The organism is Hymenobacter cavernae (assembly GCF_014641455.1).
In the GTDB taxonomy this organism is placed as follows: domain Bacteria; phylum Bacteroidota; class Bacteroidia; order Cytophagales; family Hymenobacteraceae; genus Hymenobacter; species Hymenobacter cavernae.
The window spans coordinates 270,601-283,274 of sequence record NZ_BMHT01000004.1 but is presented as its reverse complement, the minus strand read 5'-3'; the positions used below and the strand labels follow the sequence as shown (position 1 = coordinate 283,274).

Sequence of the window (12,674 nt, the reverse complement as noted above, 5' to 3'; positions counted from 1 at the left end):
GCCCGGCAACCTAGGTTCGCACCTTGTAGAAGCGGGCCCCAAACAGGAAGATAACTACGTAGCAGATGATCGGCAGATAGTAGGCCGTCGCAACGTCGTGGTTAGCCACCAGGCCCATGATGGGCGGGAAAATGGCGCCGCCTACCACCGCCATCACCAGGAACGACGAGCCCTGCTGGGTGCGCGAACCTAGCCCTTTCAGCCCCAGGCTGAAGATGGTCGGGAACATGATGCTGAAGAAGAAGTTAAGCATCAGCAAGGCAATAAAGGAAGGCCAGCCAAAGCTCTGCGCAATGATCAGACACATCGTGATGCTGCCGAGGGCGAAGGTGGCGAGCAGCTTATTTGGGGCGATAAAGCGCATGAGGAACGTGCCCACGAAGCGGCCCACCATCATCAACACCATGCTCAGGGCAAAGTAGTAGGAGGCTTTTTCGGCCGCGAAGCCCATCTTTTCGACGCCGTAGTTGATAAAGAAAGCCCAGGTACCGCCCTGCGCGGCCGTGTTTACAAGTTGAGCCAGCACAGCCCACCGGAAATGCGGGTACTGCAAGAGCTTCTTGGGTTCCGCCAGGTCTTCGGGAGTGGTGGGCACCGCGTAAGCATCCTGCTCGGCCTCAACGCTATGCGGGTCGGTGAGGGCCGGCACTTTCACGAAGGCAAAAGCAACAGCCAAGGCCAGAATTACGGCGCCGATAATCTGATAAAGCAGCTTCACCGACTCAAGGTCGTTGGAGTGCTCCTGACCGGTGCGCAAGATGAAGTAGCCGCCGATGAGTGGCCCTAGCACGGCCCCTAAACCATTGAAAGCCTGCGAAAAATTGATACGCTGGTCGCTGGTGCGCTGGTCGCCCAAAGCGGCTACAAACGGGTGCGCCACGGCTTCTAACGTAGCTAGGCCACAGGCCAGAATAAACAATGCCACCCGAAAGAACCCAAACGACTCGGCATTGGCCGCCGGCACAAATAAAAATGCCCCAATAGCATACAAAGCTAGCCCAAACAGCACCCCATTCTTGTACCCAAAGCGCTTCATAAACAAGCCCGCCGGAATCCCCATCACTGCATAAGCTCCAAAAATGGAGAACTGCACCAGTCCTGATTGCGCCTTCGACACGTGCAACACGTTCTGAAAATGGCGGTTCAGCACGTCGCCCATCGTGATGGCAATACCCCAGAGCATGAAAAGTGAGGTAACAAAGACTAATGTCGTCAGGTACTTTTTCTCGGTAAAAGCGGCAGCCTGAGCAGGCGGGCGGGTAGTGGTTTCCATGCGTGTTTCGATGGTCGGTGAGTAGGAAGGGGTTGATTTCAGGGGTTCGGCAAAAGATTTCTATTTCATAATCAGTGCGTTGCTGAAGCTAGGTCAGCTGACTGCTACTTGGAAAAGTACCGCAAAGCGATTGAGAACCTAGCCTGCAATCGTTAGCACCAGCGCACACGATTGCGGGCTAGGTTCTCAATCGGGAGTTTTCGGCAAGGTAGCAACCGAGCGCTGACCAGCTGAAAGATAAGTAACAAAGCCGTTGAGCCAAGCCTCGTCGGACCGTCATTCCGACGCTAGGAGGAATCTCGCGTGCAGGAGCAGTTCCAACCTTCAGAGTTTATCGCTACAACGACGGCACGCGAGATTCCTCCTAGCGCCGGAATGACGTTCTATTAAACCGGTGCTTTTCTTCACTAGCACCTTAGCTAAAGAGTACAATTCTTACTTGGCAGTATAAGCTAGCTATTTCCCCACGCGTCACCCAATTATGTGATTGCGGCGCACTAGGGCACCAGACTACTTTTGCATCAGTAGCGGCCGCCAGCAACTTCTCTCCCAGCTTACGGCGCTACCTTCTTCCCCTCTTGCGCTTTCCGCATCCGCTACGATTAGCGGCTGATACTATACCTCATCCTTCACTCTTTTCTCCTATTCCTTTCCTGGTGAAACCTACTTTACGCCCCTGGCAAGTGGTGGCTGTCGTGGCTGCTACGTGCACGCTGGGAGCTGCGCAGGCGCAGACTCCGGCCAAGCCCTTTAAATCGGCCACCCGCGTTGCCACATTGGCCGAGCGCCCCCACGTGCAAGCCATTATAAACGGTGCGGCGGCGCGCTCCTCCCAAATAGAAGCTGCTCAGCCCCGCCTCAAAACCCTGGCGCGCCCAGCAGCTAACGGCCACACTCTAGCAATGGTGCAGGCTGTGCGCGCCCAGGATTCGGGCTTGCCGGTGATGATTAAAGCGAAAAGTAAAGCAAACGGCGCTGCCCGGCCCGGTTCTCCAGAGGCGGCTAGCTTGGCCTTTTTGCAGGAGCTACGCCAGGAGCTAGGTGTGCAGCAGCCTGCGCAGGAGTTTCAGGTAACCGAGGCTTCGCGCGACAACCTAGGTCAGACCCATGTTCACCTGCGCCAAACCTGGAAAGGCCTGCCCGTGTATGGCTCCGAAGTCATCGTACACCTGGATGCGCAAGGTCAGCCCACGCTCTTCAGCGGCCGACATTTCCGCTCGCCCAAGGCGCTTACCAGCGTAACGCCCGCCCTGGCCGCCGCTGATGCTGCCGCCAAAGCCGAAACTAAGCTCCGCACCAAAACCAACGTAAAGCCGCTTTCGGCCGACGCCAAGAAGCTACTCGCCTACGACGGGCCTAGCTCAGAGCTAGTGATATACCACGCCACGCCGAGTAGCGCGTCGGTGCTGGCCTGGCACATCACCACGCGCCCCTCGCTAGTGCAGCGTTGGGAGTCGTTTGTGGATGCGCGCACCGGCGCCGTGTTAAACCAATATGAGTCGTCGTGCACGGCCGATGGGCCGCGCACCGCTTCGGGCATCGACCTCAACGGTAAGACGCAGACACTGCACACCTACGAGCTGAGCGGCAAATTTTATATGCTGGATGGTTCGCAGCCGATGTTCAACCTAGGTCAATCGAGCTTACCCGACCAGCCGGTTGGCGGCCTGCTCACCGTGGATGCCAACAACACCTACGGCGAAAACTCGGTGATTACGCACGTCAACAGCAGCAACAATACGTGGAGCGCAGGCCAAAAATCGGCTATATCGGCGCACTACAACGCGGGCATCGCCTACAGCTACTACCGCAACACGCACAACCGCAACTCCTTGGACGGCCAGGGCGGTACCATGATTTCGATGGTGCGCGTGGCCGAAGACGATGGCAGCGGCATGGACAACGCTTACTGGAACGGCCGCTTTATCTCCTACGGCGAAGGCAACATCGGCTTCTCGCCCCTGGCCGGCGGCCTCGATGTGGCGGGCCACGAAATGACGCACGGCGTAGTCGAGAAAACGGCGAACCTAGTGTATCAGGGCCAGAGCGGTGCGCTGAATGAGAGCTTCGCCGACGTATTCGGCACCATGATGGACCGCGAAGATTGGAACATTGGCGAAGATGTAGTGAAGCGCAGCACGTTCCCGAGCGGCGCGCTCCGCTCGTTATCAGACCCACATAATGGCGGCGGCAGCCTTAGTGACCGGGGCTTTCAGCCACGCACCATGAGTGAGCTGTACACCGGCTCGCAGGACAACGGCGGCGTGCACATCAACAGCGGCATTCCGAACTGGGCGTTCTACAAATTCGCCACCGCCATCGGCAAGGAACACGCCGAGCAGGTGTGGTACCGCACCCTGACGACCTACCTGACCCGCTCCTCTCAGTTCCTGGACCTGCGCCTCGGCGTTATTCAGGCCGCCACCGACCTTTATGGCGATAACTCCAGCGAGGTAAATGCCGCCCGCGCTGCCTTCGACGCTGTCGGCATCCTGAACGGCACCACCCAACCCGCGCCGGGCACTCTGCCCACCAATCCTGGTCAGGATTACGTGATGCTCTACAACACCGACCGAAGCGTGAGCGGCACGCTGTATGTAACTGATCCACAACTCATTGGCTTTAGTCGCCTCTCCAATACGGAGGCAATTTCCAAACCGAGCATCACGGATCAGGGCAACGTGGCCGTGTTCGTGGATGCCACCCACCGGATTCGCGCCGTTCAGCTCAAAAGCTCACCCACCGAGTCTATTGTGCAGAATCAGCCGATCTGGAGCAACGTGGTTATCTCAAAGGATGGCAGCAAGCTAGCCGCCGTCACGACGGCACAGGACACCTCTATCTACATCTTCAACCTGAAAACCAACCAGATTGTGCGCTACGGGCTGTATCTGCCCACCACCGCGGGTGGCCGCGCTACGGGCGTCGTATATGCCGACGCGCTGGAATGGGATTACTCAGGCGAATACCTGATTTATGATGCCTTTAATTCGATCCGGAACGCGCAGGGCAATGCGCTAAGCTACTGGGACATCGGCTTTCTGCGGGTGTGGAATAACGCTCAGAATACCTGGGGCGACGGCCGCATCCAGAAGCTGGTGCAAAACCTGCCCGACGGCATTAGCATCGGCAACCCGGTTTTATCGAAGAACTCGCCTAACATCATGGCCTTCGATATGCTCGATGACAACGGCGGCGACTACCCCTTCTACGTGATGGCTGCTAACTTGGAAACCAACGACATAAAGACAATTTTTGAGGAAAGTGAAGTAGCCGGCACGCCTTCATTCAGCAAAAAAGACGACAAGATGCTCTTCACCGCCCTCGACATAGACAGCGACACGGTGGTGGCTGTGACGGACCTGCAAGCCAGCAAAATCGAGCCCGCTGGCAATCCTTCCGTGCTCGTCACTGGGGCCAAATGGGGCGTGTGGTTCACCCAAGGCGAACGGGTGCTAGCTACGGAGCCCAAAGCGAATGAACTTACCGGTCTCTCAGCTTACCCCAACCCCACTAGCGGCCAGCTCACCATCGAAGCCGACCTAGCCGCCGAAGCCACCCTCTATGACCTGATGGGTCGCCCGGTTCGCACCGGCCTGAAGCTGGCACCTAGCCAACGCAATACCTTTGACCTCAGTAATTTAGCCTCCGGCACGTACCTACTACGAGCCACCAATGGCCACCGCACCGCTACGCGGCAAGTTATCAAGCTATAACTAAAACAGATTACACCCTTGACACCCCGGGTCGGCAATAGCTGGTTCGGGGTGTATCTGTTTTTACTAATCTGATATTCTCTTTACCTATTGTCATTTCCCCACGTCTGTCATCCTGAGCTTGCGCAGGATCTCCCTCTGATAAACGCCAAGTCTAACTATGTGTGCCCAACGACCTCTTTTCATAAGGCACTAAAGCTAGCTTTAAGGGCTTAGGCGTTTAAAAGCGTTGAGGATAAAGAGAGGAAGGTCCTTCCTTCGTCAGGATGACAGACGCGAGAAGATGGCAGACGCGGGAAGATGACAGATGTGGGAAAGGCAAACTTTGGTTAGCCAAACCTAGCCTTGCCGTTCTGCTGCTACTTCGGTAGAACTACCTTCCACCATCTTTCTAACAGGAGAGTACAGGAGGCGACAACGCGGTGCTGGTCACTACCTTCCACTACTGTTCTTTCCACCTTCGTGTGGGTACGGTTTTGCGAACGACTGCAAGGCCAGGCACTCCGCACTTCTCCTCTCACTTCCATGCCCAGAAACACGTCCCGCCGTTTTGCGGATATCCGGCTCCGGACTGCGGTGCTGCTCGCGGTGCTAGGTTTGCTGGCGGCGTTCCAAAAGCCGCAGCGCCCCACCCTTTACCTCATCGGCGACTCGACCGTGCGCAACACCAACGCCCCGCAAATGGGCTGGGGCAGCAAGCTTGCTAGCTTCTTCGACACTACGCGTTTAGCGGTCGTTAACCGGGCTATGGCAGGGCGTAGCACCCGCACGTTTATTTCCGAAAAGCGTTGGGCCAAAGTCGATTCCATGCTCAAGCCCGGCGACTTCGTCATCATGCAGTTCGGCCACAACGAAGGTAGTGCACCCGATACCACCAAAGCTGGCCGGCGCGGCGTGCTGAAAGGCACCGGCGAGGAAATCAAGCAACTCACTTGGCCCGATGGTCACGCCGAAACGGTGCACACCTACGGGTACTACCTGCGCAAGTTTGTGCGCGAAACCAAGGCGAAAGGCGCCACGCCGATCATCGCCTCCATGATTCCACGCAACGAGTGGAAGGACGGCAAAGTGCAGCGCGCCAGCAACGATTACGGCAAGTGGGCCGCTGAAGTAGCGCAGCAGGAGGGCATTGCCTTCATTGACCTCAACGGCATCACGGCCGACAAATACGACAAACTAGGTCCGGAGGAAGTGAAGAAGTTTTTCCCGGGCGACCACACCCACACCAACGAAGCCGGCGCTCAGGTGAATGCGGCTTCGGTCGTGGATGGCATCAAGGCCAACAAGAAAATACAGCTGAATAAGTACTTGGCGAAACGCTAACCTATTCTTTATGAATTACTCCGAGGAAACCAACTTACACCTCTCTTCTTTCGAGCAACTTAACGGCACCACCCCGTGCATCAGCCGTAGCACGCGCCTTGTTGCCCTGATCGGGACGGCAGCGAGTATGCTGTTTCTGACACTGCTGATTTGCTCGTTTGCGCCGCCCAAAGCTAGCCCCAAGCCGACCCTCTACCTCATTGGCGATTCCACGGTGAAGAACGGCAAAGGCAAGGGCGACGGTGGGCTTTGGGGCTGGGGCAACTACATCGGCGCCTACTTCGACACAACCCGCATTCGGGTGGAGAACGATGCCCTAGGTGGTACCAGCAGCCGCACCTTTCAAACCCAAGGCCACTGGGAAAAGGTACTGACCAAGATCAAGCCCGGCGACTTTGTCATCATGCAGTTCGGCCACAACGACAACGGTCCCTTAGCCGACACGGCGCGGGCGCGCGGCACCATCAAGGGTAACGGCGAGGAAAGTCAGGAAGTGTTCAACCCCATCACCAAGAAGCAGGAAGTGGTGCACTCCTACGGCTGGTATATGCGCAAATTCATCAGCGAGGCGAAAGGTAAAGGCGCCACTACGCTGGTCTGCTCGCCCATTCCACGCAACACTTGGCAGAATGGCAAAGCCAACCGTGCCAGCGCAGACTACGGTCAGTGGGCCGCCGAAGCCGCCAAGCAGGGCGGCGCGTACTTCATCGACCTGAACAAGATTATTGCCGACCAATATGACAAGGAAGGCGAGGAGAAAGTGAAAGCCACCTACTTCAACACCACCGACCACACCCACACCATTGAGGCCGGTGCGAAGATGAACGCCGGGGCCGTGGTAGAAGGCTTGCGCGGGCTGAAGAAATGCCCTCTAACGAAGTATCTAGCGAAGAAAAATAGCTAGCCCTTCCCACTCCGCAAATGGTTAAGACGTGTTACTGAGCTAGGTAATCAACCAGCGCTAGAGCGACTACAAACGATTTTCATGATAGTTACTAGAAACAAAGAAGCCACCTGTTAGGTGGCTTCTTTGTTTTATAAGCAGACTGAAAATTTGGCTACTTGCTAGTGGGAGGCGTGAGCTACGGCCGTGCGCCGCGTCGACCGCCACTTGGTGCAGCAGGGGCTGCCTGCTGCGGCGCGGCGGGCTGACCACCAACATCACCGCCGCCATTGTCGCCGCCTTTTATGTCGTCGTTTTCAATCGACCTGCGGCGCTTCCGGGGCTGCTCCACGCCGATCTTGCCGATGCGGTAGCTGAAGTTGAAGCGCACACCGGCGTTATAGAAACTCGTTTTGGTGCTCTGCGTCAGGATGGGCGACGTCAGCTCGGAGCGCACCACGAAGGGGAAGTTGGCGAAGTTTTCGCCCGAGATGCCGAAGCTGCCGCGCTTGTCGTTGAACTGCTTCCGGATACCTAGGTTGTAGAAAGCGAAGGTGCCCTGGTAGCCTTGCAGCTGTATTTGCCGGCCGCGAGCCCCGCCAAACGCCTGGATGGTCCAGTCGTTCGGGAGCGTGAGGCTGCTGTTTAGGCGACCTGATATTACCCATCCCGAGTTGGAAGCCCGGTAGATCGGGTCCGCTACGTTGTTGGTCAGGTCGGCGTAGTAGAGGTCGATGCCGCCGCCGATTTGCCACTTCGAGAAGAAAGTAGCGTTGGTAAACAGGTTGATACCATAGTTATCCTCGCGCCCGATGTTCTGGTAGCTCGTCCGAATACCCTGCTGCAACACGGGGTTCACCGGGTCGCCGGTGCGCAGGCTGAACGTATCGCGCACGCTGGTAATCGAGTTGTTGCTGCGCCGGCCGAATACGGAAGCATTGATGTAAAACGCCTTCAGTTGCGTGCTGAAACCTAGCTCCAAGTTGTCGGTCAGCTCGGGGGCCAGATACGGGTTGCCGACGGTGATGTTCGTTGGGTTGGACGAGTTGGTGTTGGGGTTCAGAAACTGAATACCCGGCCGCTGAATCCGGCGGTTGTAGGCTAGCTTAATGGTCTGGCCCTTCTCGAAGCTTTTCGACAGGTTCAGGCTCGGAATCAGCTTGCCGTAGTTCGGAATGCTGCTGAGCTGGCCTTCCGAGTTGTTGCTGAAGTGCGCATCGATAAACGTGTACTCGTAGCGAGCACCGGCTTTCAGCGTGTACTTGTTCTGGGTAGTATAGGTGTACGAGAGGTACGAGGCCGTGATGTTCTGATTGTAGTTCAGCGTATTATTCGGGCGATTAACATCCACCTGCTCCGCGCCCGTGGCGCGCTCCGTGAGGTAGTAGGTGTAGTGGCTGTTCACCTGCCGGAAGATGCCTTTACCGCCAAATTCCAGCAGCTGGTTTTTCTGCAACGGCGTCGAGTAGTCAACCTGAATCGTCGATTCCTGGTTGTAGCTCTCGTTGTTGTTGCGCTGCTGGCTGATATCATCGTTCGTCAGCAGATCGGCCACGAAGTCGTTCGTGCGGTTGTTGCGGCTGTACAAACCTAGGATGCTCAGCTCCTTTTGCGGCGCGTAGGTGTGTGTGTAGGTCAGGTTCGCGTCGACGGTGCCCGAGAGGTCCTTGGTTTCTACGTTGCGGGCATTGGAGCTCAGCAGCGCGTAGTCCGTCAGCGAGTAGGTCTCGGTCAGCAGGTTATCCTGGTTCGTGATGTTGTTACGCACCCCGTACCGGATGTTTGCCGTCAGCGACGATTTCTCCGTAATGTCATAATCCCAGCCGAGCTGGTAGTTGCCAAACAAACCCCGGTTGCGCGTGTCGGCCGATTGGATCGTGTTCAGATCCCCGTTTTCGGAGCGAATCGTCTGGTTGTTGTTGAAGGAGCCGTGCACGTTATACTGGCTCCGGCCGAAACCACCTAGGTTGAAGCCCATCTTGCCCTTGCGGTAGTTGCCGTTCAGGTTCAGGCTAGCCCCACGGTTGCCGCCTCCGATGTCCACGTTCAGGGTTTTGCCGGCCAGCGTGTTTTTCTTCGTCACGATGTTGATGATACCAGCCGAGCCTTCGGCGTCGTACTTGGCCGAAGGGCTGGTAATCACTTCCACCGTCTGAATCAGGTCGGCCGGAATCTGCTTGAGCGCGTCCGCCACTGAGCTAGCCACGATGGTGCTAGGCTTATTATTAATGAGCACCGTCACGTTGGAAGAGCCGCGCAACGTCACGTTGCCGTCGAGGTCGACGGCCAGCAGCGGCACTTTGCGCATGATGTCGGTGGCGTCGCCGCCCTTGGCCGTCACGTCCTGGTCGGCGTTGTACACCAGGCGGTCTACTTTCTCCTCGATGAGCTGCTTTTGGCCCTGCACCACTACTTCGCCGAGCTGCTGCGTGGTGGCTCCCAGCGCGATGGTGCCCTGGTTGAGCGTACCGCCCCGCTCCGTCACGGTCAGCGGGCCATTCGTTACCGTTTTGTAGCCCAGAAAGCTTACCTGTAGCTGGTAGGTGCCGGCTCCTACCTGGCTGATCGTAAACTTACCATTGTCGTCGCAGGAAGCGCCGTCCACGGGCTTGCCGGTGGCAGTATTAATGAGGGCCACCGTGGCAAACGGCACAGGCTTCTTGGTAGCCGCGTCGACCACGGTACCCGTGATTTTGCCACTACCCGCGGCGGTTGAAGTTCCCGAAAGAACGGCCGCCGCTGGCTGCGGCCGGGTGCTCCCACCCGGTGCACCGGCAGGAGGCCCTTGTGCCAGAGCCGAATAGCTAGTCAGGGTAAGAACGAATAAAAGCTTTTTCATGAGTGATTTACGCCGCCCAAATGTGGGCTTAACTTGAGGGGAAGGAACTTGCTAATTAGCTACCGAAAGATGCGTGCCATACGACGGCGTTGGTGGGGCTACCGTTGCAGCGTAGCGGCTGGCAAACGGGATTATATTTAAAAGCTAGGTTTGGCAAAATAACGGCGCAGCACGAGCATGCGAACCGCCAAGTAGACCGCGCGGCCGGGAATACCGATGGAGGCAGCCTTTCTGTCTTTGGAGGCACGCTGATTTCAACCACCCGGCAGACGCCAGTCGCCGTTTCTCTGCCGATGCTGCTGGTATAACCGCTTCACAGCTATTTGTTTACGCAGAAACTGTAAAAACAATGGCTTATGCGCGCATACCCGACCGTAAAAAGCACCTCCTGGTCGGCAGAATCGGGCTCGTGGCCGGTCTGGCGGGTGCTTATCGGTAGCATCTTGTAAGTTTAACGGCTGATTTTTCGTGCAGCTCTATTCTATTCTTCAATGGCTTCTTCTTCGTTGCAGCGCTACGTATCGCCGCTGATTCATGTGCTAGTTTGGGTGGTGATGGGCTCGGTACTGGTGCTCTTGCAGCCGCGCTGGCTTCCGTTGCCCCCTCAATTCTGGATTAAACAGGCTAGCTTATTCTTCCTCTGGATTGGCTTGTTTTACCTGAACTCGCTGGTGTGGGTACCTAGGTTATTATTTCGTGACCATACCCTTTGGTTTGTAGTAACGGCCCTGGTGGCTACGGCCGCTCTCTGTTTCTTTAATTACTGGCTGGAGCGCTGGCTGCACCTGCCGGAGCTGATGGAGCACATTTTTCAGGGGCGGGGCGGCCCGCGCCGACCCAATCGGCGCTTTCTGGACATTGGCGCCCTGCTGATTACGCTGCTGGTGCTCGGCATCAGCACCAGCACCACGGTGGTGCAGAAGTGGCAAACCGACGCCTTGCTGCGGCAGGAGCTGGAACAGCAGCGCACCAAAACCGAGCTGTCGTTTTTGAAGGCCCAGATCAATCCGCACTTCTTTTTCAACACGCTCAACAACATTTACGCCCTCACCGTGGTGAACGTGGAGCTGGCCCGGCAGGCCTTGCACACCCTCTCGCGCATGATGCGCTACGTGCTCTACGAAACGCAGGCCAGCACCACGCTGCTCAGCCAGGAAATCGCCTTTTTGCAAGACTATATGGCCCTCATGCAGCTGCGCCTCACCGATAAAGTAACCGTCACGTTCAGCAAACCCGAGCCCCTGCACGACGTGCCCGTGGCTCCGATGCTGCTGCTGCCCTTCGTCGAAAATGCCTTTAAGCACGGTGTGAGTGCCACCCAGCTCAGCCAGATTCACGTCAGTGTGCAGCAGTGCGGCACCGAGCTAGCCCTGGAAGTGCGCAACACGCTTTTCCCCAAACACGCCCTCACGCTGGACACCGGCAGCGGCATCGGCCTGACCAACACGCGCCGCCGCCTCGACCTGCTCTACCCCGACCGCTACGACCTGACCACCACCGAGTCGACCACTGACAACGAGTTTCAGGTGGTGCTCACGCTACAGGTGAGCTAGGTTGTAGCACCAAGCACCGGCTTCACGTATCCATTGAACGATGTAGCGCGAAGCTCCCGCTTCGCGCATCGTTGAACGACTGGCACCTAGGTTGGTTGATGCACGATTAATCGTTCAACGATAAGCGAAGCAGAGCTTCGCGCTACATCGTTGAACGACTGGCACCTAGGTTATACAAACGATTATCGTTCAACGATGCGCGAAGCGGGAGCTTCGCGCTACACCGTTCAAGATCCCATCATTACTCAGTTACTCTCCCCTATGACCTTAAACTGCATTGCCGTCGACGACGAGCCGTTAGCCCTGGGCATGGTGTGCGCCTTCATCGAGCAAACGCCTTTTCTGCGACTGGTAGGCCGCTACAGCAGCGCCGTAGAAGCCCTGCGCGGCCTGCAAGAGCAAGACGTCGACCTGATTTTTCTGGATATTCAGATGCCTGACCTAACCGGCATTGAGCTGGCGCGGGTGCTGGACAAGGGCCGGCCGGGCCTAGGTCCGCGCATCATTTTCACCACGGCGTTCCACCAGTTTGCCCTCGATGGCTACAAGGTCGATGCCCTGGATTATCTGGTAAAGCCCTTCAACTACGAGGAGTTTTTACGCGCCGCCACCAAGGCGCAATCCTACGCCGAGGTGATTCAGCTGCCGGGCGCCGCTCCTGCCCTACCCGCACCCGCCGCGCCCGCCGCGCCCGCCGCGCCGGAACCGGAAGAAGAATACCTGTTTCTGAAAGTAGAATACCAGCTGGTGCGCGTGGCGTTTCGCGAGATTCTCTACATCGAAGGGCTGAAGGACTACGTGAAGGTACACCTGGCCGATGGCTCCAAGCCGCTGCTCTCGCTCACCAGCCTTAAAGCGCTGGAAGACAGGCTGCCGCCCCGCCGCTTCATGCGCATTCACCGTTCCTTTATCGTGGCGCTGGATCAGATCCGGGCCGTGACGCGCAACACCGTGCAAATCGGCTCCGCCACTATCTCCGTCGGCGACCAGTACAAAGAGCCGTTCAACCAGTTCCTCAGCCGCTGGACGTAGGCAATGAGCAGTGAACAATGAAGAATGAGCAGTTATATTCCTAAGTCGTCATTGC

The 12,674-nt window shown here is 57.2% G+C and carries 7 protein-coding genes; 5 read left to right on the top strand and 2 right to left on the bottom strand.

Annotated features, from left to right (window positions below; genetic code table 11):
• Positions 1 to 10 precede the first annotated feature (10 nt).
• A complete protein-coding gene (gene fucP, locus IEX74_RS12290; RefSeq protein WP_188814290.1) occupies positions 11 to 1,273 on the bottom strand; it encodes an L-fucose:H+ symporter permease in 1,263 nt (420 codons plus the stop codon).
• A 656-nt stretch (positions 1,274 to 1,929) separates the two neighbouring features.
• Here fucP and IEX74_RS12285 point away from each other — a divergent pair.
• From IEX74_RS12285 to IEX74_RS12275, 3 genes are all read left to right on the top strand, one after another.
• Positions 1,930 to 4,989, top strand: coding sequence for a M4 family metallopeptidase (locus IEX74_RS12285; RefSeq protein WP_188814289.1), 3,060 nt, complete (start codon positions 1,930 to 1,932; stop codon positions 4,987 to 4,989).
• A gap of 525 nt (positions 4,990 to 5,514) precedes the next feature.
• A complete protein-coding gene (locus IEX74_RS12280) occupies positions 5,515 to 6,312 on the top strand; it encodes a rhamnogalacturonan acetylesterase (RefSeq protein WP_188814288.1) in 798 nt (265 codons plus the stop codon).
• 10 nt (positions 6,313 to 6,322) lie between these two features.
• A complete protein-coding gene (locus IEX74_RS12275) occupies positions 6,323 to 7,216 on the top strand; it encodes a rhamnogalacturonan acetylesterase (protein WP_188814287.1) in 894 nt (297 codons plus the stop codon).
• Positions 7,217 to 7,394: 178 nt separating this feature from the next.
• On the opposite strand, the gene IEX74_RS12270 is transcribed toward IEX74_RS12275, so the two are convergent.
• Entirely contained in the window at positions 7,395 to 10,034 is a 2,640-nt protein-coding gene (locus IEX74_RS12270; RefSeq protein ID WP_188814286.1) for a TonB-dependent receptor, read from the bottom strand.
• A 491-nt stretch (positions 10,035 to 10,525) separates the two neighbouring features.
• On the opposite strand from IEX74_RS12270, the gene IEX74_RS12265 reads away from it, so the two are divergent.
• A complete protein-coding gene (locus IEX74_RS12265) occupies positions 10,526 to 11,587 on the top strand; it encodes a sensor histidine kinase (protein ID WP_188814285.1) in 1,062 nt (353 codons plus the stop codon).
• Between the two features lie 261 nt (positions 11,588 to 11,848).
• Positions 11,849 to 12,619: a LytR/AlgR family response regulator transcription factor gene (locus IEX74_RS12260; protein WP_188814284.1), complete on the top strand. Its 771-nt coding sequence runs from the start codon at positions 11,849 to 11,851 to the stop codon at positions 12,617 to 12,619.
• The last annotated feature ends 55 nt before the right edge of the window (positions 12,620 to 12,674 follow it).